At 46.4% G+C, this 24,751-nt stretch carries 25 protein-coding genes; all 25 read right to left on the bottom strand.

Annotated elements, in window-relative coordinates:
• Positions 1-43: 43 nt before the first annotated feature.
• On the bottom strand, positions 44-1,393 hold the full coding sequence (lpdA, locus tag AN618_RS03785) for a dihydrolipoyl dehydrogenase (protein ID WP_066352279.1): 1,350 nt from the start codon (positions 1,391-1,393) through the stop codon (positions 44-46).
• A 33-nt stretch (positions 1,394-1,426) separates the two neighbouring features.
• Positions 1,427-2,641 (bottom strand): dihydrolipoamide acetyltransferase family protein, encoded by a 1,215-nt coding sequence (locus AN618_RS03780; RefSeq protein WP_222926289.1) that lies wholly within the window; start codon positions 2,639-2,641, stop codon positions 1,427-1,429.
• Entirely contained in the window at positions 2,641-3,639 is a 999-nt protein-coding gene (locus tag AN618_RS03775) for an ATP-NAD kinase family protein (RefSeq protein ID WP_066352376.1), read from the bottom strand. Before AN618_RS03775 ends, AN618_RS03780 begins: the two co-directional genes overlap by 1 nt.
• A 68-nt stretch (positions 3,640-3,707) precedes the next feature.
• Positions 3,708-4,679 (bottom strand): alpha-ketoacid dehydrogenase subunit beta, encoded by a 972-nt coding sequence (locus tag AN618_RS03770; protein ID WP_066352276.1) that lies wholly within the window; start codon positions 4,677-4,679, stop codon positions 3,708-3,710.
• Positions 4,676-5,662 (bottom strand): pyruvate dehydrogenase (acetyl-transferring) E1 component subunit alpha, encoded by a 987-nt coding sequence (pdhA, locus tag AN618_RS03765; protein ID WP_066352274.1) that lies wholly within the window; start codon positions 5,660-5,662, stop codon positions 4,676-4,678. Before pdhA ends, AN618_RS03770 begins: the two co-directional genes overlap by 4 nt.
• 16 nt (positions 5,663-5,678) lie before the next feature.
• A complete protein-coding gene (locus AN618_RS03760) occupies positions 5,679-6,068 on the bottom strand; it encodes a Lin0512 family protein (protein WP_157081619.1) in 390 nt (129 codons plus the stop codon).
• Positions 6,069-6,239: 171 nt separating this feature from the next.
• Positions 6,240-8,204 (bottom strand): sigma-54-dependent Fis family transcriptional regulator, encoded by a 1,965-nt coding sequence (locus tag AN618_RS03755; protein WP_066352271.1) that lies wholly within the window; start codon positions 8,202-8,204, stop codon positions 6,240-6,242.
• A gap of 80 nt (positions 8,205-8,284) precedes the next feature.
• Complete coding sequence (locus AN618_RS03750) at positions 8,285-8,911, bottom strand: V-type ATP synthase subunit D (RefSeq protein ID WP_066352270.1); 627 nt, start codon at positions 8,909-8,911, stop codon at positions 8,285-8,287.
• Positions 8,912-8,913: 2 nt separating this feature from the next.
• A complete protein-coding gene (locus AN618_RS03745) occupies positions 8,914-10,296 on the bottom strand; it encodes a V-type ATP synthase subunit B (RefSeq protein WP_066352269.1) in 1,383 nt (460 codons plus the stop codon).
• Positions 10,289-12,061, bottom strand: a complete 1,773-nt coding sequence (locus AN618_RS03740) for an ATP synthase subunit A (RefSeq protein ID WP_066352268.1) — start codon at positions 12,059-12,061, stop codon at positions 10,289-10,291. Before AN618_RS03740 ends, AN618_RS03745 begins: the two co-directional genes overlap by 8 nt.
• Positions 12,058-12,387 carry a V-type ATP synthase subunit F gene (locus AN618_RS03735; protein WP_066352266.1) on the bottom strand — a complete coding sequence of 110 codons (330 nt, stop codon included), beginning with the start codon at positions 12,385-12,387 and terminating at the stop codon, positions 12,058-12,060. The genes AN618_RS03740 and AN618_RS03735 overlap by 4 nt, the downstream gene beginning before the upstream one ends.
• The gene (locus tag AN618_RS03730; RefSeq protein WP_245628380.1) at positions 12,380-13,390 is read right to left on the bottom strand and encodes a V-type ATP synthase subunit C; all 1,011 of its coding nucleotides are present in this window, start codon (positions 13,388-13,390) and stop codon (positions 12,380-12,382) included. Before AN618_RS03730 ends, AN618_RS03735 begins: the two co-directional genes overlap by 8 nt.
• Entirely contained in the window at positions 13,390-13,992 is a 603-nt protein-coding gene (locus AN618_RS03725; protein WP_066352259.1) for a V-type ATP synthase subunit E, read from the bottom strand. Before AN618_RS03725 ends, AN618_RS03730 begins: the two co-directional genes overlap by 1 nt.
• 13 nt (positions 13,993-14,005) lie before the next feature.
• Positions 14,006-14,488 (bottom strand): V-type ATP synthase subunit K, encoded by a 483-nt coding sequence (locus AN618_RS03720; protein WP_066352257.1) that lies wholly within the window; start codon positions 14,486-14,488, stop codon positions 14,006-14,008.
• A 79-nt stretch (positions 14,489-14,567) separates the two neighbouring features.
• Complete coding sequence (locus AN618_RS03715; protein WP_066352255.1) at positions 14,568-16,475, bottom strand: V-type ATP synthase subunit I; 1,908 nt, start codon at positions 16,473-16,475, stop codon at positions 14,568-14,570.
• Entirely contained in the window at positions 16,462-16,785 is a 324-nt protein-coding gene (locus tag AN618_RS03710) for a V-type ATPase subunit subunit G family protein (RefSeq protein WP_066352252.1), read from the bottom strand. Before AN618_RS03710 ends, AN618_RS03715 begins: the two co-directional genes overlap by 14 nt.
• Positions 16,786-16,812: 27 nt before the next feature.
• Entirely contained in the window at positions 16,813-17,031 is a 219-nt protein-coding gene (locus AN618_RS12570; RefSeq protein WP_083515028.1) for an AtpZ/AtpI family protein, read from the bottom strand.
• A 134-nt stretch (positions 17,032-17,165) separates the two neighbouring features.
• A complete protein-coding gene (locus tag AN618_RS03705) occupies positions 17,166-18,197 on the bottom strand; it encodes an anti-sigma factor domain-containing protein (RefSeq protein WP_066352248.1) in 1,032 nt (343 codons plus the stop codon).
• A gap of 4 nt (positions 18,198-18,201) precedes the next feature.
• A complete protein-coding gene (sigI, locus tag AN618_RS03700) occupies positions 18,202-18,909 on the bottom strand; it encodes an RNA polymerase sigma factor SigI (RefSeq protein ID WP_066352246.1) in 708 nt (235 codons plus the stop codon).
• A 116-nt stretch (positions 18,910-19,025) separates the two neighbouring features.
• Entirely contained in the window at positions 19,026-20,255 is a 1,230-nt protein-coding gene (locus tag AN618_RS03695) for a uracil-xanthine permease family protein (RefSeq protein WP_066352243.1), read from the bottom strand.
• A 202-nt stretch (positions 20,256-20,457) separates the two neighbouring features.
• A complete protein-coding gene (locus AN618_RS03690; RefSeq protein WP_066352240.1) occupies positions 20,458-21,318 on the bottom strand; it encodes a DNA-methyltransferase in 861 nt (286 codons plus the stop codon).
• A 9-nt stretch (positions 21,319-21,327) separates the two neighbouring features.
• Positions 21,328-22,548, bottom strand: a complete 1,221-nt coding sequence (gene wecB / locus AN618_RS03685) for a non-hydrolyzing UDP-N-acetylglucosamine 2-epimerase (protein WP_083515027.1) — start codon at positions 22,546-22,548, stop codon at positions 21,328-21,330.
• A 19-nt stretch (positions 22,549-22,567) separates the two neighbouring features.
• The gene (locus tag AN618_RS03680) at positions 22,568-23,599 is read right to left on the bottom strand and encodes a glycosyltransferase family 4 protein (protein ID WP_066352236.1); all 1,032 of its coding nucleotides are present in this window, start codon (positions 23,597-23,599) and stop codon (positions 22,568-22,570) included.
• Between the two features lie 64 nt (positions 23,600-23,663).
• A complete protein-coding gene (locus AN618_RS03675; protein WP_066352229.1) occupies positions 23,664-24,122 on the bottom strand; it encodes a deoxycytidylate deaminase in 459 nt (152 codons plus the stop codon).
• The gene (gene upp, locus AN618_RS03670; protein WP_222926287.1) at positions 24,119-24,748 is read right to left on the bottom strand and encodes a uracil phosphoribosyltransferase; all 630 of its coding nucleotides are present in this window, start codon (positions 24,746-24,748) and stop codon (positions 24,119-24,121) included. Before upp ends, AN618_RS03675 begins: the two co-directional genes overlap by 4 nt.
• Positions 24,749-24,751: the final 3 nt, after the last annotated feature.

Below are 24,751 nucleotides of genomic sequence, written 5' to 3'. Positions count from 1 at the left end.
CGCTGCCTTTTCTATGTGTGTATTATTTTAAAACTTACTTTAGTTATTTATTAATAGGTCTGCCCAATATATCTTCACACGCTTCCTTTATGCACTCCGATATGGTCGGGTGCGCATGTATCGTCTCCGCTATTTCCTCTGCCGTAAATTCTTCCTTTATAGCCAGCGTGCCTTCGTGTATTATTTCCGTAGCATCCCTGCCGATAACTTCCATTCCCACTATCTGGTTGTATTTTGCTTCGGCTATTATCTTTATTAAGCCATAATCTTCTCCCATAGTCAGCGCTCTGCCTGAGGCCGAATAGGTAAAGGTTCCTACTTTGATATCCCCGTATTTTTTTCTGGCAAGAGTCTCATTCAGCCCCACCCACGCGATCTCCGGTTCCGTGTATACGCAGCTCGGCACGACCTTCATGTCGGCCTTCCTTTTTTCCCCAACGGCATTGTGAGCTGCAATTATACCCTGATAGGCTGCCACGTGGGCAAGCTGTATTCCTCCCGTTACATCTCCCACTGCGTATATGTTGTCAATATTCGTCCTCATAAAGTCATCCACTTTTATTCCTTTTCCTTCCATCTGCAGGTTGAGCGCTTCAACGCCGTTCACGTTTGCTACCCTTCCTACTGCCACCAGTACCGCATCGCACTCCAGCCGTTCGGTATTCCCGCCTTTTGTAAACACCACTATCGGGCCCTCTTCTATCTTTTCAACCCTGCTGTTGAGATATAGCTCAATTCCCTTATCTTCAAGAGCGCTCTGCAATATACCGGCTATGTCCCTGTCTACCATGGGCAACAGCTCCGGCAGCATTTCTATTACAGTGACCTGGCTACCCAACGAGCTATATATATTGGCAAACTCCAGCCCTATTATCCCCGCTCCTATTATCGCGATTCTTTCCGGTACCCTTTCCAGCTCGAGGGCCCTGTCACTGGTCATAACCCCGGGAAGGTCAATACCCGGCACCGGTGGAATCAGTGCTTTGGAACCTGTAGCTATGATGAATTTTTCCGCCGTGTATTTCCTATCCACCTGTATTGTGTTTCTGTCGAGAAATTTGGCTTTGCCTTTTATGACGTCCACGTTGTGCGCCCTCATCAGATAGCCCACGCCGTCTACGAGCCTTTTTACCACTTTCTCTTTTTTCGCCCTCAGTTTATCCACGTCGAGAGTATACTGGGATGCTACACCAAACTCCCCGGCCTTTTTTATTTCATTTATTATCGATGCGGCGTGCGCATAAACCTTAGTAGGGATACACCCCCTGTTCAGGCATGTGCCCCCTAATGAATCTTCCTCTACCAGGGCAACCCTTGCTCCCAGTTCACTCGCCCTTATGGCTGCCGTATAACCACCGGGTCCGCCCCCTATTACTATTACGTTATAGTCCATGCTTTACCACCTCACCCCGTAAAATCCAAATCTCTACAGAGCCAGTGCTGCAGGATTTTCCAGTATACGCTTGAGATCCATCAGGAATTTGGCAGCCGTCGCGCCATCAATAAGTCTGTGGTCGAAGGACAGGCTCAGCATCATAACCTGTCTTATAGTGATACTGTCTCCGACCACTGCGGGTTCTTTGTATATCGTGTTAACTCCCAATATAGCGCTTTCCGGCGGATTTATAATAGGCGTAAAGCTATCTATACCGTACATGCCGAGATTCGTTATGGTAAACGTGCCATCTTTTATTTCCTCGGGAGATAATCTGTTTTCCCTGGCCCTAGCACTCAGGTCTTTTATCATCTTAGAGATCTCCGTGAGGGATTTTGACCCGGCATCCTTTATCACCGGAACTATTAACCCATTTTCTAGAGCGACTGCTATTCCGAGATTTATCTTTTCGTGCTGGATTATATACTCTCCTTCAATAGACCAGTTTATTACAGGGTTTCTTTTGAGTGCAAGCACACACGCTTTAGCTATTAAGTCGGTATAAGTAAATTTCTCATCCGCAAACTTATTAAGCTCTTCTCTAAACTTAACAAGTTCGGTAACATCAACCTTAATATTCTCCGTGACATGGGGAGCGCTATTCCAGCTATTTTTCATCCTTTCGGCAATGACCCTTCTCATATTGTCCATCGGTACTTTCTTTACAGATCCCGTGATTTCTTCAACCACCGCAGGGCTCTCTTTCTTTACATTCATTCTATTTTCTATATATTTCCTTACGTCTTCCTCGGTAATTCTGCCACCGGGTCCGGTGCCAGCAATGAGGGAAAGATCCACATTGTTCTCTTTTGCAATCTTTCTAGCCAAAGGTGTGGCTTTTACAAACTTTTCCTGATTCTTTTCCACTTCCGGTGTCTCAAGCTCGCTAGCCTGTACAGCTACTGTGGAAGAAGAAGTATTTGCGGGACCTGCCTCATCTTCTACCGGGAGTTTTTCGCCTTCAGCCAGGATAATGCCGATCGGAGTAGCTACAGGTACAACAGCGCCTTCACTCACCAAAATTTTCCCCAGAATACCATCTGCAGGAGATTCAACCACATTTGTGATTTTCTCGGTGGAAACTTCAGCTACCTCTTCCCCTTTTGCTACTCTATCCCCCACTTTTTTCAACCATTTGGTTAAAGTTCCTTCTTTCATTGTGAGACCAAGTTTTGGCATTACTATATAAACCGCCATATACGCCATCACACCTTTCTAAAAAAATTAGATTTTTGAGCTATTTCTAAAGTCCTCCTGATATCTACCTGATAAGGTCCGTTCCTTGAAATCCTGAATAAAATACAGTCACCTGCCCTGACGGGTATTTCTCTTTCACCATCAAGGGCTATAATACCTCGATTCTCGGCATTGTAAATATAATCTTCATCCAGCTTTAGCAGGTTAAATTTCTTTATGTTTATCTTTCTCACAATCCCCGGAGCAATAGGCGCCAGGATGGTTTCACCTCCTGCCCCCAATTGCACGTGAGCCCCAACGTCATCCCCGTCATCAATTATTTCCTTATAGCCCACTATTGAAGAAAACCCTATTGAAGCCGGATGAGCTCTGGTCACAAATATATCGGTTATACTTTCCTGATCCCATATAGCTTTTGCGCCGACAAAGCTCTCCCTGGAAATGACAGCATCTATTAGGGCAATATCTACCAATTCCCTTCCTTTATATACTTCTATTCGTTTGTTTTTATTGCATGTGGCAGCTTTGTCAAATAGACCTGAAGCTACAACAGCCGCAGCTATGCCGGCCACTGTACCCTCGATCATCGATGGGTAGACGTTATTGGTGCCGGTTGAAATCGGAAGCAGTGGCGTATCCTTAATAACCTTGGCAATGGCCCTGTTGGTTCCGTCCCCGCCCAAAGACACTATGCAGCCGACGCCCTTCTCCTCCATCATACTGGTGGCAACCATAGAATCCCTGAATCCGGCAGTTAGAGGCATGTCCAGTATTTGCACATCAGCTTTCAATTGTTTTAAATAAACGAGGTCGTTCACCGCCTTGTAACCGATATTAAAAGTATCAGCCATTATATAAATCTTCTCAATTCCCAGCTCCTGGGATGCCAGTATTATTCTTTTTACGATATTTACTTTTTCGTTGTTATCTATTATCGTCGCATGAGCTACCAACCTTCTTATATCCTTACCTGAGGCGGGATTTGCTATTATTCCAATTTTACTCATGCCATCCTCCATCAAGGTGAGGGGGGTAACTGAAGTTACCCCCCTTTTTTTTTTTTTTTTTTTTTAATCTATAAAATTGACTTAACCCCATTTATTATGTCGATTTCATTGGGTATTACATAGTTTTCAAGCACAGTGGTGAACGGTATCGGCACATTTAATGATCCTATTCTCACTATTTGAGCATCTAGATAATCAAAAATCTCTTCGGCAATTAGAGCAGCCAGTTCTCCTCCCCATCCCCCTCTCTTAACTTCTTCCGTAACTATAACTACCTTATGGGTCTTCTTTATGGAGTTAAAGATCGTCTCCTTGTCCAACGGGAATAGCGTCCGGGGATCAACGATTTCCGCTTCTATACCCTCTTTGGCGAGCTCATTTGCCGCATTTAACGCCTTGTGAACCATTAAACCGGTAGCCACTATAGTTACATCCCTGCCGGGCCTTTTTACATCGGCAACTCCCAGAGGAATTGGTTCATTCTCATCCGGGACCTCTCCTTTTAAATTATACAGGAGCTTGTGCTCTATAAATGCAACGGGATTATCATCCCTTATGGAGGAAATGAGCAACCCCAGAGCATCTTTGGGAGTTGAGGGATATACCACTTTAATGCCCGGAACATGGGTCAGCCAGGCCTCAAGGCATTGCGAATGCTGAGCTGCCGCCTGGAGCCCACCGCCTTCGGGAAGTCTTATAACCATTGGCAAAGAGATTTTGCCGCCAAACATGTATCTCATCTTTGCTGCCTGGTTCACCAGCTGATCCATAGCAACAGTCACAAAATCCATAAACATTATTTCCGCTATCGGTCTCATACCCGTGGCCGCAGCACCTACTGCGACGCCGGCTATAGCTTCCTCCGATATCGGAGTATCCCTTACCAATTCCTCTCCAAACTCATCTATAAGACCCTGGGTGACGCCGAAGCACCCGCCGAATTTCCCCACATCTTCACCTAATATAAATACCCGCGGGTCCCTTCTCATCTCATTCCTTATAGCTTCCCTTATAGCTTCAGCATACGTTAATTGTCTCATCTTACTCTCCCTTCCTCCACAAGGTCTGTATAGACATCTTCAACAGCAGAGGTCTCCTCAGGATAGGGGCTCTCTTCTGCAAACTTTACAGCTTCTTCCAACTCACTAATTATGTTGTGTTCAATTTCCTTTAATTCTTCTTCTGTGGCGATATTATTATCCAATATATACCGGGCCAGCCTGGGTATTGGATCCCTCGCCATCCATTCTTCCACTTCTTCCTTTGGCCTGTACACCGTTGGGTCCCCTTCAAAGTGACCTCTCCACCTGTAAGTCTTGCACTCGATAAGTGTCGGCCCAGCACCCTCTCTTGCCCTTTTTACAGCTTCACGGGCTACTTCATATACGGCCAGCACGTCATTGCCGTCTACAGTGACGCCGGGGAAGCCGTAGGCCATTGCCCTGTCCGCTATATCGGCTATTGCCTGGTGCCTATCCTGCCTCATGGATATACCATAAAGGTTATTCTCACATACAAACACAACAGGCAATTTCCAGATGGAAGCCATATTTAAAGCCTCGTGAAAAGTTCCCTGATTTGAAGCCCCATCGCCGAAAAAGCACACCGCCACCTGGTCGGTGCGCCTCAATTTTGCCGACAGTCCGGCACCGACGGCTATAGGCAGGCCCCCGCCTACTATGCCATTGGCTCCTAAAATTCCTTTCTGAACATCGGCGATATGCATGGAGCCTCCCTTACCTTTACAGTATCCCGTCGCTTTACCATAAAGCTCGGCCATCATAAATTTGAGGTCGCCACCCTTGGCGATCAGGTGCCCGTGGCCTCTGTGAGTGCTGGTTATATAATCTTTATCCGTTAAATTTTCGCAAACTCCTACAGCGGTGGCTTCCTCACCTATATACAAATGAACGAAACCGAGAATCTTACCCTGGGCAAATAATTCCGAAACCCTCTCCTCAAACTTTCTGATCTTATTCATTTTGGTATACATATCGAGAAGCAATTCTTTCGTTAAATCCACAAATACCCCTCCTTCCTCATTCTATACCTACCGTTACACAAGCAACAGCAACTTCTATACTGTCATTTATATCTCCAAATTGAGCCAGATTTAGACCCGAGACCCTCATTCCACCTTCCACCGCTTTCACAGACTTTTTCCCTATCGGCAATAATTCTTTTATGGCGTCCTCATCAATTTCATCGGGCCTCGATACCGCTACCGTAACTTCTACAATCACGTCGTCCAGGTTCTCAATGTTTAAAATTTCGGTAAGCCCGCACAGGCAGCTGTGAGAAATCGCATCTTTCACAGCTTTTTTGGCTGCGTTGTTCACATCCTGACCATGAAGGTCAACTCCATATCCAAATTCGATCACGAATCTTCTTATAAAACCACCTCCTTTGTCATACTCATATTTTTCCACGCTAAAACTCTTTTTATATATTGCTTTCTTTTCTTGGTTATATAATATGTGCAAAGTTCGTGCCAAACAAAAAAGCCCGCATTTCCGCGGGCTTTAGGTCCACGTGTCTCAGTTGTGATACAACGCGATTTCTCATTATTGATATAATACAGATTTTCAAACTATATAAACCTAATTAAAAATCTCATTTTGATTCATTTTTATGGATTTCAAGTCTATATTATATTTTCTAATCTTTCGATACATCGTGGCCCTGCTTATATTAAGAAGTTCAGCTGCTCTGTTCACATTGCCTTTGCAATTTAAAAGAGCATTTTTTACATTTTCCTTTTCCAGAGTCTCAAAAGGAAGAACCGAATCTAAATTCATCTTGCCCATTTTCGCATTGCGAAGTATGTTATCCGGTAAATATTCTTCTGTAATGACATCACCTTCACACAAATAATACGACCTTTCTATCGCGTTCTGAAGCTCTCTTACATTTCCGGGCCAGTCATAATTTTTTAATTTTTCTATATACTCTTTGCTCAAAATCTTGGGATGAGCGACATTTTTGTGGTTTAGCCTGTCTATAAAATAGTGGGCCAGCAATTCAATGTCCTCTTTTCTTTCCACCAGGCGCGGCAGTTTTATGTTTATAACATTAAGCCTGTAATAAAGATCTCCTCTAAAATTTTTCCTTTCCACCTCTTCCCTCAGGTTCCTGTTGGTGGCTGCTATTATCCTCACATTGAGTCTTTTTTCATAGGTCCCTCCAATTCTGGTAATCCTCTTATTATCCAGAACCCTCAACAGTTTGGACTGCAGGTCCAGGGGCAGCTCTCCGATTTCATCGAGAAATATAGTACCGCCGTCGGCCAATTCAAACTTGCCAGGATGACCTTCTTTCAAAGCACCCGTAAAGGCTCCCTTTTCATACCCGAAGAGTTCACTCTCAACCAGTTCCCTTGGAAGTGAAGCGCAATTCACTGCAACGAACGGTCCCTGGGCACGTCTGCTGTAATTATGAATGGCCTGGGCGAACAACTCCTTCCCCGTCCCGCTCTCTCCTTCTATAAGGATATTACAGTCACTCAGTGCCGCCCTTTTGGCCGATTCTATAATCCTCTTCATCTCTTCATTCCTTGTTATTATATCCTCAAACCTGTAAGTTGCTTTATATCCCACTACTCTATTAACAACATTGTGAATATACTTTGCTTCTCGAAAAGTTATGACAATTCCTATGCTTTTTTTGTTCGATACCACAGGAACCGCATTCACGCTGCACGCTATTCTCTTATCCTTTACATAAAAATTGCAATCTATGTCATAGTAGGGATTCCCTGATTTCAAAACAGTATTTACGAGATTCACATCCCGCAGTAAATCTTTAATATCTACTTTCAAGATTTCCTCTAGTGTAAGCCCTAAAATTTTTGCAGCCATGTCATTTGCCTTTTTCACCTGTAGATTTTCATCCGTTATTATCATGCCTTCGGATATTGAATCAAAAGTAGCGTTTATGAGTTTATGCGATCTCATTAAAGCCAGCTGTTTTTCTATGGAATAAGCACCTGCCAGAACTATACCCAGAGTATGGGGATGAGCTTTATAACAGCTCCCGGACATATCGAGACATCCTATTATATTGCCTTCCTCATCATGGATGGGTGCTGCGGAGCATGTCCAGGAATGATGCGTTATACAGTAGTGTTCTGCACCTATAACCTGCACGGGTTTATCCGTAAATAAAGAAGTTCCTATGGCATTTGTCCCAACTGCTTTTTCCGTCCACAGCGCACCCTTTACGAAGTTTAATTCAACGGCCCTTTCCATAACTTCTTCGTCTCCAATGACATCTATCAGGTAACCATCTTTATCCACAAGAATTATTACGAAACCCGAACCAGCCACCATACTATATATGTTTTCCATTATCGGATGAGCTATAGAGATCAATTCCTCGTTCTCCTTTATCCGTAGCTCCAATAAATCTTTGCTTAATACTTTTCCAACTCCTCCCATGGGGTCTACTCCAAATTTTTTGCATCTTTTCCACGATTCTGCAATTATGGGTTTTATGAATGGATTCAGATTTCCGTTTTCTACGAAATCTCTCCAGGCCTTTTTAATAAACTCCAGGTAGTTTTCCAAAACCTTCACCTCTTTACAAATTAATATAAGGTGCAAAAAGCAGGTTAGACTGTTCGGCTACGTCTAACCTGCTTTATATATTATTCCTGCATCACCATTTCCTTTATCTTCATCAATCTTGTGCGGCTGGAGCGCTCGTTTTCGTCCAGTTTCATCGTGATATATTTTATGGTGTTTTCTAGCTGAGGAATAAGCACGTACTCCAGGGCGTTCACCCTGCGCCTCGTCTTTTCTATTTCATCGGCCATGAGCTGGCATGCCTTTTCGAATTCGGCCAGCTTCAACATTTTCGGCAGCATGGCCGACAAAGTCCGGATGGCCGAGTCCATTTCGGCGGAAGTACCCGCAAACCCGTAAGGGTACAAATTCTTCCCTTCTTCCATGGATATCTCTATGCGGGGCACGTTGACGCTCATTATATTGCTCTTTTTTATATCTATGCTGACTTTAGCTGTTGGAATCATTAGGCTTTCTTCCACTACGTTCGCGGGCATCTGGCTTCGTGCCATCGTAAAACTTTGGAAGGCTGCTACGAGTTCGCGCTCTACTTCCTCCCGCAGGGCTTTATTCTGCTTTACCATATCTATGAATTTCTTTATGAGCTCGTCCTGTTTATCTTTTAAGAGCTTGTGGCCCCGCTTTGCCGTCACAAGCCTTCTTTTCAATCGAGAAAGCTCCATCCGGTTGGGATTAGCCCTTATTTCCATGTCTATTCTTCTCCTTTTTTGGGAAGGTACTTTTCGATGTATTCGTCCCTTATCCTCTTGAGTTCTGCTCTCGGAAGTATGGTCAAGAGTTCCCATCCTATCGTCAGGGTTTCCTCAATGCTCCTGTCCTCGTCTTCCCGCTGGGCCACATACCTTTTCTCAAACTCATCGGCGAATTTCGCATAGAGCTTATCCGTATCGGAAAGGGCCGCCTCACCCAGGATGACAGCCAGCTCCTTGGCCTGTTTGCCGCGGGCGTAGGAAGCAAAGAGCTGGTTCATGGTATCAGCGTGGTCCTCTCTCGTCTTACCCTTGCCTATGCCTTTGTCCTTGAGTCGCGACAAGGACGGGAGCACGTCAATCGGAGGATATATGCCCTTTCTGTGAAGTTCGCGGCTCAAGATTATCTGGCCTTCGGTTATATATCCTGTAAGGTCCGGTATGGGGTGAGTCTTGTCGTCTTCCGGCATGGTCAGAATCGGTATCTGCGTTATGGACCCCTTCTTACCCCTTATTCGTCCTGCTCTTTCGTATATGGTGGAAAGGTCCGTGTAAAGGTACCCCGGATAACCCCTGCGTCCGGGGACTTCTTTTCTGGCAGCCGAAACTTCCCTAAGGGCTTCGCAGTAATTGGTCATATCCGTTAGGATTACAAGCACGTGCATATCTTTTTCGTACGCCAGGAATTCCGCACACGTCAGGGCCATGCGCGGTGTGGCTATACGTTCGATAGCCGGGTCGTTGGCCAAATTAATGAACAGAACCGACCTATCTATGGCTCCGGTGCGCCTGAAATCCGAGATGAAGTAGTCGGCTTCCTCAAATGTGATACCCATCGCTGCGAAAACTACTGCGAACTTGCTTTCGGTTCCGATAACTTTTGCCTGTCTTGCTATCTGCGCCGCCAGCTGGGCGTGGGGCAGACCCGAACCCGAGAAAATCGGAAGTTTCTGTCCCCTTACCAGTGTGTTCAGCCCATCGATGGCCGAAATTCCCGTTTGTATGAATTCGGAAGGGTAGTCCCGGGCCGCCGGGTTTATGGGGCTGCCGTTTATATCCAGCCGCTTTTCCGGTATTATCATTGGGCCTTTATCCCGTGGGCGGCCGAAGCCGTCGAACACCCTGCCCAGCATATCTATGGAAACACCGAGCTCTATGCTTTTTCCGACAAACCTGACCTTGCAGTCGTGTATATTAAGGCCAGTAGAACCCTCGAAAAGCTGAACCAGTGCCTTATCGCCGCTGACCTCCAACACCTGTCCCCGGCGAATTTCACCGCTCCCGGTTTCGATTTCAACAAGCTCATTGTACTTTACCCCTTCCACGTTCTCAACCAGCATCAGCGGTCCGACGATTTCTTTGGCTGTTTTATACTCTTTAAGCATCGGCTGCACCTCCTTCTGCGAGGTCCTGCATAGCTTTCCTTATTTCGTCTTCTATTTCATCGAACACGTGCATATTAGATTCTTCGATGTACTTGGCACGGGCTATCCTCTCGCGCACCGGATGCTTTTCTATATCCGGGAAAGAAGCACCTTTTTCTAACGCCTTTTGCGCTTCGTGATAAAACAGCAGTATTAATTTCAGCATCCTGTATTGCTTTTTCATAGAAGAGTAGGTGTCAACCTCGTGGAAAGCATTCTGGTGTAGGAAATCTTCCCTTATGGATCTTGCCACTTCCAGCACCAGGCGGTCTCCTGTGGAAAGGGCATCTATACCTACTAGCCTCACGATTTCCTGCAGGTTGTCTTCTTCCTGCAAGAGCCTCATGGCCTCGGAGCGGAGTTCCCCCCAATCGCTGCTGACATTTTTGTTCATGTATTCTTCCACCACATCGGAGTAAAGCGAATAGCTCGTCAGCCAGTTGATGGCGGGGAAGTGGCGCGCATAAGCAAGCTGCGCATCTAAAGCCCAGAACACCTTTACCACGCGCAACGTCGCCTGGGTAACGGGTTCCGAAAGGTCTCCGCCGGGGGGCGATACGGCTCCTACTACCGTTAGGGCTCCTTCGCGGTTATCGCTGCCAAGGCAAATAACCCTTCCTGCCCTCTCGTAAAATTCCGCAAGCCTTCTTGAAAGGTATGCAGGGTAGCCCTCTTCGCCCGGCATTTCTTCAAGCCTGCCCGACATTTCGCGCAGGGCTTCCGCCCACCTGGAAGTGGAATCGGCCATCAAGGCCACGCTGTACCCCATATCCCTGAAGTATTCGGCAATGGTTATTCCCGTGTAAATGGAAGCCTCTCGGGCCGCAACCGGCATGTTAGACGTATTTGCAATTAATACCGTGCGCTTCATGAGCGGCTCGCCGGTCTTCGGATCCTTTAATTCCGGGAATTCCAAAAGAACGTCGGTCATCTCGTTGCCTCGCTCGCCACAGCCGATGTAGACGACAATTTCCGCGTCGGCCCACTTTGCCAGCTGGTGCTGCACCACGGTCTTTCCGCTGCCGAAGGGTCCCGGTATGCAGGCCGTCCCACCTTTTGTCACAGGGAAGAACGTATCGATAACCCTCTGGCCTGTCGACATAGGAATTTCAGGCGGCAGCTTTTCTTTATACGGCCTGGTTTTTCTTACTGGCCACTTTTGCATCATGGTAAGCTCCAGCGTCTGCCCGGATTCGGTCCTCAGTACGGCTACCGGCTCGGTTACCGTAAATTCTCCTTCCCTGATGTCTTCTATCACTCCCGAAATCCCAGGGGGCACCATTATTCGGTGCTCCACTATCACCGTCTCCTGGACTGTGCCGATTATATCACCGCCGGCAACCCTGTCTCCGGGCTTTACTCTGGGCGTAAATTTCCATTTTTTCTCTCGATTTAAAGCCGGCACGTCGATACCCCTGGTTATAAAGCTGCCGACTTTTTTCGCTATGACGTCAAGAGGTCTTTGGATTCCATCGAAAATGCCTTCGAGCATTCCCGGCCCCAGTTCGACGCTGAGGGGTTCTCCTGTGGATACCACCGGGTCTCCGGGGCCCAATCCCGAAGTTTCTTCGTAAACCTGAATCGAAACTTTATCTCCCCGGATCTCTATAACTTCACCGATGAGGCCCTGTGTCCCTACCTTTACCACGTCGAACATCTTGGCCTCGGGAAGACCCGTAGCTACCACGAGGGGACCGGAAACTTTTGTTATTATTCCCTGGCTCATTTCCTTCCCTCTCTTTCAAAAATGATATCCACTCCAATAGCTTTCTCGACAGATTTTTTCACGTCAGTTATACCGATTCCCAGAGTACCCCGGTTGCTGGGAATCAGGGTGATTATGGGCAGGGTTTTATTTCTGAAGAGGTCGATTTTGTCCATTATTTTTTCCGCCAAGTACTCGGTAATGAAAATCACGGCGTAATTCTCCCGTGCCAGCTTCAACAGCTTTTCGGCGGCCTCCGACTCATCGACGGTGGGGAAAGTGTCTATGCCTGTAGATTTAAAAGAAAGAGCCGTATCATGGTCTGCAATTACTCCAATCTTATACATACACATCCCTCAACCTTTCTCGAATCACGTCTTCAGAAATGCCGTTTATTTTCCCCACCATCAACACCCGGAGGATTTTAATTTCGTTCTCTTTTGCTCCGATATATCCCGCCACCGTTTCAAGCCCGAAGGGCTTATAAATCCCTTTCTTCAGTATGCCCAGCAGGAAATCGTCCGACAGTTTCTCGTAAGCGGCCGGACTTCCCGTGGAAATCCAATTTTCCAGTCCCTCTTTGACAACTCCGGAGTACCTGGAGGAAGAAAGGGCCTCTACTAGTGACTGTAACGGTTCTTGGAAATATTTTTCGAAAAACGCCGGCTCGATGGTCCCACCGGGCAGCAGGGATTTTTCTAAAGTCCTGAAATCGGATTCCATATATTTTAATCTTACCATCGTTTTAATATTGATTAAGTCCACCGAAGCAGCCAGGTAATCTTTTAAAAATTCGTGGCCGATTTTTTTCGTGAGCTCAACCAGTTCTTCGTACAATGCCCTATCCAGAAAAAGGTCTATCTGCTGGGGGTCCCGGGTTTCCTCAAATAACCTCATTGCTCCTTCGAAAGCAGCCTTCATGGTCTCCGGAACGGCAGCATCTCCTTCGCCTTTGCCCAGTTTTATAAGTTCATCAACGGGAACATCACCTAAATTTGAAAGGTTCTCCGGAGCATCCACGCCTAGAATCCTGCTCTTTGCTATGACCTTGAGGTTGTGATAATCATACTTTAAGGTGAAAAACCTCACTATCCTGTGGTCTTTCAGCGATTCCTTTACTGTATTCAGGGTTTTTCTCATACTATTCTCGAGCGCTTTTTCGAAATCGTATACTGACTCCAGTTCTTCAAATTCCGGAGCGTAATCGGTCTCAGACAGGACCCTCAGCACCGCCTCCGTATTTTCCGCCTCAAGTACCCTTTCTATGACGCTCCTGCTCAACAGCCTGTTTTCAAGGACTTTTATCCTGCCCGACGCATAGAGGAATTCCTCATCCCTCAGCACCGGCATCACTCCTCGAAAAGTAGTCGAGCCACTTCGGTTTCTAACTCTTGCCGCTGGGCTTTGAGCAGGTAATCGAAGGCGCAGTTTATCTCTAGAGTTTCCGACTTTAATATAAATCCGCTTTTTATAGGCCTTTTTTCTTCAGACAGGCGAAGGTTGCCCGCTTTACCTTGTTTTTTCAAAGCTTCGTTGACCGCCGAGAGGAATTCCGGGGTTATTTTTGTCCTATCATTTTCCGAAATTATGACTTCTTCATTGCCGTCAACCGAAGTTAAGATAAGCATCCGCCGGATGAGGTCCAGATATCTCTGGACATCTAGGCTGCAGAGCTTTTTTTCGGCTTGGGCGAAGGCCTCATCTATCAAAGCCTGCTTTGCTTCAAGAAAGCGCTTTTTTTCTTCCAGTTCCGCCATGGAGAGGATCTTCCTTTTTTCTTCCGCAGCCATCTTTTGCGCTCTGGCTTTTGCCTCAATTTCAATTTCATGTGCTTTTTCCCTGGCCTTCTTCAGGATTTCGGATGCTTCCCTTTCTGCCTCTTTAATTATCCGGTTTTTTTCCTCAGAAGCTTCTTCCATTATCTTTTCCTTTATTTTTGCAATGCCCTGCATTATTAAGCACTCCTTAAGAGAACCTTAGACCAAAGAGCATCAATATCGATGCGAGCAGCGACAGCACTGCATAAGTTTCTACCATCGCCGCATAGGTAATACCTTTGGCCAGTTCTTCCGGCCTTTTTGCTATTATTCCTACGCCTGCAGCCGCTGCCCTTGCCTGGGAGATAGCGGAAAGCAACCCTACTATAGCAATTGGCAAGCATGCTGCAAATACCAACAGTCCCTGGTACGTTGTTAGAGGTAGAAGTTTGCCTCCCAATAGACCTATCCTCTGCATGACCACGAATCCAGTGAGGAGTCCGTAAATTCCCTGCGTTCCCGGCAGCGCCTGAAGTATCAGGGTCTGGCTGAATTTACTCGGATCTTCGGTTACAACCCCAGCTGCAGCTTCGCCTACCATTCCTACTCCTCTAGCGGAACCTACTCCCGGCAGAAAAACTGCCATGGCAGCTCCTAAAAGTGCAAGAACTTGTCCAAGAGTAATTTCCATTTTAAAACTCCTCCTTCAATACTGTTTTAATTTTTATGAAAAATGTTAAATATAATTTAATTTTTGCTTATCGGTGTCATCAGAAATCCTCTAGATCAAGGTACTCGGTCTTCATCCTCAAGGGGTCAAAGGGTCTTCCACCACCGTCATAAAACTTTCCGAAAAATTCAATGTACTGCAGACGGCTGCTGTGGACGTAAGCGCCAAGGGCATTTACCGCTATATTGAATATATGACCTCCTACCATTACTGCAATCATCGCTATATACCCTACGATATTTACGCCGAGCATTTTCGCCATGGTATTTATAACGGTGGCTATCACACCCGTCGCCAAGCCCAGGGCCAAAAGTCGCGAATACGAAAGCACATCGCTGAGGTAACTTGTCACGTTGTAAAGGCTCAATAAGCCCGACGTAAATTTTTTAATTAGGCTCCTTTGCGTTCTCCCTTGAGTTAGTACAAGGCCTGCAGCTCCAGCGAGAGCAATATATTTCGCCATCCCTACCATACTTGGAAAAGCCAGCATTATGAGCCCGGTCAGGAATACCAGCCACAACCCCTGGTCCATCAACGCATCGGCAACTTTTCCGTTTCTTATGTTTTTATAGGCGCTTAAAATTATTCCGGTGTATATTTGCACAAGACCCATAGCAAAACTCAAATACAGAACCGCCATGGGATTATCCAAAGGATTCAGCCAAAGGGGCTTTATCTTTATAAGATCACCAAACCAGCTACCAAAAATCATCCCCCAGATGAAAGTAGATATTCCACCTAAAAAGAGAAGCTCCACCAGTTTTTTGCCCATCCCGGCCAATTTAAGCTTCCACAAAGCAAGGGCCGACAGTAGCGACAGTACCAATCCGTAAGCCGCATCGCTGACCATCATACCGAAAAATACGAAGAAAAACGGCGCCATGTACACGTTGGGGTCGATTCCTCTTGGGTCAGGAAGGCTGTAAAGCTCCGTCACTATTTCAAAAGGCTGCACCAGCCTCGGATTTGATAAGACTACCGGTATATCGTCGTCTTCTGCAGGGTCTTCAAAAGCCAGATGCACTGCATCGGTAACAGAATTTACCGCCTTTTTTACCGATTCTACCGAATTTTCGGGAACATACGCCTTCATTACAAATATCTTTTCGGTGTCGGCCATCTTCTGCAGATTTTCTTTCTTTTGCCGTTCCAGCAGCCAGTAATCGTAAAATGCTTTGAGGTCCATCAGCCTATCTGCCAGCTTAGCAATTTCCTCTTTTATTTTTTTCCTTTCGACTTCGATAGCCTCCAACCTTTCCTGTAACTTGCGAACAATTTCCGCAGGCGTTCCCGCAAATCCGTTGAATTCTTCGGTATTTACCGAAAATTCCTTGTAGAGTTCCTGCACCTCAGACCTAGCCGAGCGATGATAAATGGCTAAGGCCAGGTTTTCCTCCCGGCTTTCGCCAACCGGAATTACTTCCAGCGGCAAGTCGGTTTCTTTCAACTTATCCAAGAGCGCTTTAAAATTCTTTTTCGGAACAGAGATGGCTTTTAAATCAACCCTTCCCGTGGTGCCAAGGTCCTCTACGGGAATATCGAGAGCTCCCCAAGGTTTTATTAATTCTATCTGGTTTCCTATCCTTCCTTCTTCCGTTTTTAACCTTGAAAACCTCTGCTCAAAGCCGTAAATGGCGTCTACTATTTCAAAAATTTCTCCCTCGCGGCTTGAAATTTCCCGCAGTTTTCGCAAACTAACTTTTGGCCTTCCATAAAAAAGAGGGTTTTGCTCCTTGGCGTAAGGCCTTAAAAATTCTATGGCAAATTTCAATCTCGAAAGTTTCGTATCCAGGTCTGAAAGCTCGGCAGTTATTTTTGAACTGCCTCCCTCTTCCTCTTCAATGTCCGCTATTTCAACCGCCCCCAGCCTCTGTAGCGCATCGAGGAAGCGGTCTAAATCCTTCTTTAAACCCAAAAGGTACATCTTTTTCATCTTAACTATCGCCATATGAAGTCACTACCTTCTTTACGATAAAGTCAGCTGCTTGTGGGATGCGCTCTTTTGATCTTTCAACTAACTTTTTTATTTTTTCCTCGTACTCTCCCTTTAAAGACAGCGCTTCTCTTTCCGCTTCCTTTTTTGCATTTTCTACAATGTCATTGAAGATTTCTTCGCTTTTTTTGCGGGCACTAGAAATCAATTCTTCCGCTTCGCGATTGGCCCTGGCTACAATGGACTTTGCTTCCTTTTCGGCTTCTTCCACCAGGGCTTTGGCTCTGCTTTCGGTCATCCTTATATCGTCCAGTATCTCTCTCAAGCTGAAATCACCTCCCGCTGATATAAATTATTTCTTTTTTTTGAATTCTAATGATAAAAGCTTATATACGCTCAATGCTCCTGAAAGAGCTCCCAAAAACACTCCTAGAATCAAAAAAAGGCTGCCCGACGAAAGCCTCGCGTCCAGATAGGCTCCGAAATACACACCGCCCAGGATAGGCAGCGCCATATTCAACCCGATTTGAGTCAAAAGTGCAATATATTGAACTAATCTTATATCTTTCATAGAGGTAATTATACAATATAGCCAAAAAAAATTCAAACCAGATGATTGGAAACTTACGACCGATTTCTTACACTATCTTCTTTTTAAACTCAATTATAACACTTTTTTGTGAACTGTATCACAATCTTTCAATACTACTTTGGCCTCTCAGGGCTATTCTTGGATTTTTCCTTCAGTCGCGGCACTTTTTCTTTATCCGGTTTATTTTGCTGCTTACCATAACCTGCATCATTTTCTTTTTTATTAATTTTGACTTCTTGCTTCTGATTTATTTTTTCCTCATTAGTTTTCACAATTTTATTTTTACCATCATCGATAGCCTGGTTTTCTTTCAACTTCTTTTCTTCTTTTAATCCCTTTTCGGGTTTTTTTGGCGTATCGCCGGCTTTGCCTTCGTTTTCTTTTTCTTCGTTTCCGGAGCTAAACTTCAGCTCCTCGAGTATGTCTTTAACCTGCATCTTTTTTATATTTTCTAACTCCAACTTAGAGTCCCGTTCCTTCAACTTTTCGTAAAGCACCAGTTTTCCCTGAGATATTCCAAGTTTTTTCGCTTCGTTGTGCAATTTTATGGAAGCGTGCTGCACGTATAGTTCAACTTCATTCCCGCCTTCCTGCTGCACGGAAATACCGTTTTCTCCTTTAACTTTTTCTAATTCCTTTCTGACAGTATATTCCAGCTTTCTTTCCAGATCTAACTTTTTCTCATCCTTCAGGTTGGATATCGTAATCATCACCACTGATTCCACAGTGAGAAACTTCTGCTCTCTTGCCCTGTCAAGCAGGATTCCCACAACTTCTTCGGCGGGCAAAGCCCTAAAAGATTTCCCGTCCCCTACCAATCGCTCTCCCTCTTCATTTAAACCCACGACGTCAACCGTCCGGTCGAACCGGTTGAGGGATATTTCTACGCTAGGATTCACGTCCATCGTAACGTAGGTCACGGGACGGTAAAAAGCCATCCCGTATCCGGTAAGGATTGCCGTTATTATCAAAACTGCCGCTATGGAAGCTATTCTTCTAAATATCATACGGGTATCTATTTCGCGAATGTCTATTTCGTCGCCAATCTGCCGGTCTTTGTATTTATTGTGTACTTTTATGAATTCCCCTTTTTGATTGACCGCTATAATGTAGTCACGCTGAATATCTACAATAACAGCCTTCACCCTTTTACCTCCATTTTATGTAATCTTTTATGTATTTATAGTCCACCGAGAGGATTACAATCGCCGCTATTATATAATTTCGCCCGCGCTCTATTTTCTTTCTGGGTATTTTTGTGGCTTTTTCAATTTTATCTATGGGCAGATATTTTTTTTCCATTATAATCTTCAAGATTTCGGGCGAAGACATAATGTAGTCGATAACCTGAAGATAAATCCTGCGGGTGCCTTCCTGTTTGGGCGAGCTCTTTGCAACATCCGAAAAGGAAATCCCCCATTTTTCAAGTTCTTCTTTAATCTCCAGTATTTCGAGCCTTCTTAACCGACTTATTTCATCTTCCCGGTGTTTTTTTATGGATTCTTCAGTGCCTATTTCCAGTTCGATTTCCTCCTCATCCTCCGTGCTCTGGCCGATATAAATCAAAGTTTCCGAACTCTTTTGTTCCTTTCTGTAGTAGTCTATAAGGCGGTTTTTTATCACATTTCTGGCAAAAGCAAGGAAATTGCCCTTTTTGATGTCGTATTTTTGAATGGCTTCGTTAAAAGCTATCATGGCGATGCTAAGCTCGTCGTCGATGCCGTATTCAACACGACGTCCCACGCATTTTTCTACCACTGAAGCGATGAAGGGCTTGTACTCCTCGATGAACTGACTTATGTCGTCTACATTTTTCTTAATCATCATTACCCGTTCGTTTATGGAAGGTTGAGTCATGGCTACCTCCAAATGCCAAAAAGTAACCCCATTCAATTATAGCAGAAATTCCGGCGGTTATTAAACAAAAAAAAAGGAGGTATAATCCCCCTTTTACCCACGTTAACTCATTTCCATTATTCTCTCGGCAGCAATTGGTTCAAAATTATGCCCAAAACCGCTGCGAGGCCCACACCGCCCAGCTGAATTCCTCCCGGGAATTTAATCACAGCACCACCGATGCCAATTACCAGGATAACGCTGGAAATTATCAGGTTCCTAGACTTTTTGAAGTCCACGTTGTTTTCCACCACGGTCCTCACTCCAATGCTTGATATCATCCCGAACAGGATTATGGATATGCCGCCTATCACCGGTTCCGGAACTGTCCTAATTAGAGCGGTAAGTTTCTGAAAGCTCGAAAGCAGGATAGCCATGAAAGCCGCCACCCTCATCACCTGGGGCTTCCAAACACCGGTCAAAGCAAGTACTCCAGTGTTTTCAGAGTACGTTGTATTGGCAGGTCCTCCAAAAAGTCCTGCAAGGGACGTGGCTATACCGTCCCCTATCAAGGTCCAGTGCAGTCCTGGATCCTTTACGAAATCCTTCCCCACCGTTGCCCCGACTGCCAGCATGTCTCCAACGTGTTCCACCATTGTAGCTACGGCTACCGGAGCTATCAATCCTATGGCAGCAAGGTTTAATTCGGGCTTGGTAAAGTTCGGTACGGCAAAAAGAGCTGCATCCTGAACGGGTTTTAGGTCCACTATTCCAAATATCAAGCATGCAGCATAGCCTGCGATCAATCCCACCAGCACCGGCACGAGCTTAAAAAATCCCCTGCCATAAACGCTGACCACCATCACGGTGACGAGTACTATTAAAGCAATTGCCCAGTTTTTGGAGGCGCTTTGAACCGCTACCGGCGCAAGATTCAAACCTATCACCATAATTATCGGCCCGGTTACGACTGGAGGAAGGAGCCTTTCCATGAATTCTCTTCCGAGAAAGTAAATCAGCAGTGCCATCAATACGTACAAAAGCCCTGCCACTATAATGCCGCCCTGAGCTGCCGGAATTCCCCACTGTTTTACCACCAGTGCTATTGGTGCGATGAATGCAAAGGACGAACCCAAAAAAATCGGCACTTTTCCTCTCGTGACCATGTGGAAAAACAGTGTGCCTATTCCCGCCGTAAAAAGAGCCACTCCGACATCCAGCCCGGTAAGAAGCGGAACCAATACAGTAGCTCCAAACATTGTGAAGGTATGCTGAAGCCCCAGGATTAGAAGCTGCAATAGTGATATCCTGTCTTCTTCTTTCAAAGGACCTGACAATTCCCTGGAATTTGCGGTCAATTCTTTCACGCTTTTCCTCCTTTCAAAATTTAAACCCCTGCTGTGAGGCAGCAGGGGCTTTCTTATAAAAAAAGCCTTCCTCTGTCAGGCAGAGAAAGGCTTTCTTTTTTCTTCCCTTTGCCTTACTAGCCTCACAGGACCAGTTTAAAGGCTTGCTTATTCATTTTTTGCTCTGTAATATATTATCACACAGGGGGTCTATAGTCAATACTTAAAAATTTTTAAAGGACTGGAGACGCTCTATCGCCTTTTTCATATACTCTTCGTCTATCTCAAATCCTACGGCATTTACATCCAGCTTTAAACACGCAATGGCCGTGGTGCCAATACCCATAAAAGGGTCGAGAACCAGTTTGGTTCTCTCAACCCCATGGAGCTTTATGCACATTTCCGGAAGAGCAACAGGGAAAGTAGACGGGTGTGGCCGCTGTTTTTCCCTGTCCCATATAGTTTCATACGGAATAAACCAGGTATTCCCACGGCATCTTTTGTCCTGCTTTGCGCTTTTCCAGCGGCCAATATTGGACTTATCCTGATAAGGCACTCCTATGGCAAGTCTGTCAAGCTCGACCCTTCCGGTTTTTGTAAAGTGAAAAATGTATTCGTGATTATCGTGCAAAAAGCGCTTTCCCCTGATGGGTTTGTAATGACCTACTGCCACATCGCCGGATATGCCAGGATATTTGCCGACCGAGCTTTTCTCGATGGCGATAGACTTTACCCAGTGGATAACATTCTGAAGTACAAAATGCTTTCTTAGTTTCTGCGCCACATCAAAGGGTATCCATGGATCGCTCGGTTTTCCTCCAATATTGAGGAAAAAAGAACCGTCGTTTTTTAGCACCCTTTTAATCTCCACCGACACTTTCTCGAGCCATTCCAAATATTGCTCCCGCGGCATGTTGTCATAATGGCTGTTGTAACGGATGCCTATATTGTAAGGCGGGGAAGTGACCACCACGTCCACTTCTTCCTGCTTTAAGTATTTTCTTATACCCGATAGGCAATCCTCAAGATAAAGGGTGATTTTTTCCCCTACTTTGTAAACCCTTTCCGAAGGTATATCCGGCATAACCTTGCCTCAACCCCTTTTATAAAAACCGTCCTTGCCTTTTGTGGAGGGCTCATTTTTTAGCCAACAGGTTTTCTTTTCCGGCCTGAACTCCTCCGGCCTTTTGTCCGAAAGCCCAAAATGGTAAAGGATGCTCTCAACTATCCGCCTTGAGGCGAATCCATCCCCGTAGGGGTTCACCGCATTGGCCATGCGGGTGTATTCGGACTTATCTTTCAAGAGTACCTCCGCTTCTTTCAGCACGTTTTCCCTTGCCGTTCCTATTACCTTCACGGTACCCGCTTTCACCGCCTCGGGCCGCTCGGTTTCGGCTCTGAGCACCAGCACCGGCTTTCCCAGGGAAGGCGCCTCTTCCTGCAGGCCTCCGGAGTCGGTCATGACCATGTAGCACCTGGCCATCAGGTTGTGCAATTCGTCGGTATCCAGTGGAGGAAGGAGAATTATTCTCTCGTTGTCTTTGAGTATGCCGTAAGCCGTATCTCGGACCGCAGGGTTCAGGTGGACGGGATAAACGAGGATAACATCCGGATTACGCTCCACCACGTCCCGGAGCCCCCGGCATATATCTTCAAGAGGTTTCCCCAGGTTCTCCCTCCTGTGGGCGGTCACGAGAATCACCCGGTTTTTCTCGTAATCCAAAGCATTGAGCACCGGTTGTTTGAATACGTAATCCCTTTTAACGGTAGTTCTCAGGGCGTCTATTACCGTATTTCCTGTAACGAAAATGGATTCCGGGTCAACCCCTTCTTTGATGAGGTTCTCCTTTGCCGTCATCGTTGGCGCAAAGTGGAGGTCCGCGAGAGCTCCGGTGAGCTTCCGGTTCATTTCCTCAGGAAAGGGCAGCCACTTGTTGTGGGTCCTCAGGCCCGCTTCCACGTGTCCCACCTTGATGTGCATATAAAAGGAGGCAAGGGCTCCCGCAAAGGTAGTGGTGGTGTCCCCGTGGACCAGTACCAGGTCGGGTCTTACCTCATTTAGCACATCCCTTAACCCGGAAAGCGCCTTTACGGTGATGTCAAACAAGCTCTGCCTTTCTTCCATTATGTCCAGGTCATAATCGGGTTTTACATCAAAAAGGCTCAACACCTGGTCGAGCATCTGGCGGTGTTGAGCTGTAACTGCCACCTTGCAATCAATATAATTGCTCTTTTTGAGCTCCTGCACCAGCGGGGCCATTTTTACGGCCTCGGGCCTGGTGCCAAAGACGCTCAAAACTTTTATTCTTTCCAAAGCCCATTCCCCTTTTTATCTATAGTTCCTCCGACTTTTTGTCGTGCGAGATAATGAACTGCCTTCCTCCCAGCAAAAAGGCAACGAGAAAGGCCACAAGTGTCAGGAAGGCCTGCTTTATCCCCACCCATATCAGTAACACCGCACACAGTCCAAGGGCCAGACTCATGAGGTACATATAGATAACGGCTTGTCTATGGGAAAAACCTACATCCAGCAGTCGATGATGGATGTGTCCCCTGTCGGCCTGCATTATGGGCTTTCCGTTCACAAGTCTCCTCACTATAGCAAAGGCGGTATCGAAGATGGGAAGTCCCAGAGCTAAGATGGGAACAATAAGCGCAATGGCCGTTGCACTCTTTACCGCCCCGTCAACGGCTGCCGCGGCCAGGATATATCCCAAAAACATGGCTCCCGTGTCCCCCATGAAAATCTTCGCGGGGTTGAAGTTGTACGGCAAAAATCCCAATGCGGCTCCTGCCAGCAGCGCCGTAACCAGGGTTGCGTTGACCTGCCCCAGACTTATGTTGACCAGCATCATCGTCACCGATGCTATGGCCGCGATGCCTGCCGCCAGTCCGTCGAGGCCGTCGATGAAATTCAAGGTATTTGTTATGCCGACTACCCAGAAAAGCGTAACGGGAATGCTCCACTTGCCAAGATAAAACATCCCTCCAAAAGGATTGGTCACCCACTCTACCTTCAGCCCAAAAAGGACCAGGATATATGCTGCAGCCGTCTGAAGAAGCAGCTTCACCTTGGCGGGGAGCCCGTAAATGTCATCCATCACACCTACCAGAACCAGGAAAGCTCCGCCTATCAACATGCCGCGGATGGAGCTTTGCTCAAGCGGCAGGGTAATCAATCCTACCGCTGCAAATGCGGCGAATATGGCAAGCCCGCCTAACCTCGGCGTGGGTTTTTTGTGAACCCGCCGGGCATCCTTCGGTATATCGACGGCACCTATCTTCCAGGCCAGTTTTATAACCTTCGGTGTGGCAAGGTAAGATAAGGCCATCGACATTATAAAGGCGTATATATATAATGGCATTTTTTAATCGCCCCTTTAACGCCAGATTTCGCTTTTCTAATTTTATTCCACAAATTCTTTCTTGTCAATTCCGCCGATAATTTACAATCTCGATTCCCGCCTCTGACAGCAGTTCCATCGCCAATTCGTCGGGGTATTCTCCTTCGTACACAATCTTTTTAATCCCTGCATTTATGAGCATCTTGGCGCAAAGGGCGCAGGGCTGACACGTTACGTACAAAGTGGCGCCTTTTATGCTTATCCCCCAGACCGCTGCCTGGATTATGGCATTCTGTTCGGCGTGCAGCCCCCTGCACAGTTCGTGCCTTTCCCCGGAAGGAATACCCATCTTCTCCCTCAAACAACCCACTTCAAGGCAGTGGGCAAGGCCGGTCGGCGCTCCGTTGTAACCTGTGGTCAGTATTCGCTTTTCCAGAACCACGACAGCTCCCACACTGCGCCGGAGGCAAGTGGACCTTTTTGCCACCACCCTGGCGATTTCCATAAAATAATCATCCCAGGGTGGCCTTTCTACTTTTTTCATTTTGTGCCAAAGAGCCTGTCGCCGGCGTCTCCAAGCCCTGGAACTATGTAGCCGTGGTCGTTGAGGCGTTCGTCGATTGCAGCTGTATATATATCCACATCCGGATGTTTTTTGTGAAGGGCTTCTATGCCTTCCGGCGCTGCAATAAGGCACATCAGTTTTATGCTGTTTGCGCCTTTTTCCTTTAACAGGTCTACGGCCATAACCGCAGACCCACCCGTGGCGAGCATCGGGTCAAGGATTATGAGTTCCCTTTCTCCAACGTCGGCCGGCAATTTGCAGTAGTATTCCACAGGCTGTAGGGTTTCGGGGTCCCTGTAAAGGCCGATGTGGCCCACTTTCGCCGCAGGGATTAACTTTAAAAGGCCGTTGACCATTCCCAGACCCGCCCGGAGGATGGGAACGACCCCCAGTTTTTTGCCGGAAATCATCTTCGCCTTGCACGGGCCTATAGGCGTTTTTATCTCCACCTCTTCCAGCGGTAAATATCTGGTGACCTCATAGGCCATCAGCATCGCCACTTCTTCCACAAGTTCTCTGAATTCTTTAGCCCCTGTCCTCTCGTCCCTTATAAGGGCTAGTTTATGCTGTACCAAGGGATGGTCTATTACGTAAACGTTCCTCATTCT

The organism is Fervidicola ferrireducens (assembly GCF_001562425.1).
In the GTDB taxonomy this organism is placed as follows: domain Bacteria; phylum Bacillota; class Thermosediminibacteria; order Thermosediminibacterales; family Thermosediminibacteraceae; genus Fervidicola; species Fervidicola ferrireducens.
The sequence above is the reverse complement of the archived record's forward strand: the minus strand, read 5'-3'. Positions and strand labels throughout refer to the sequence as shown.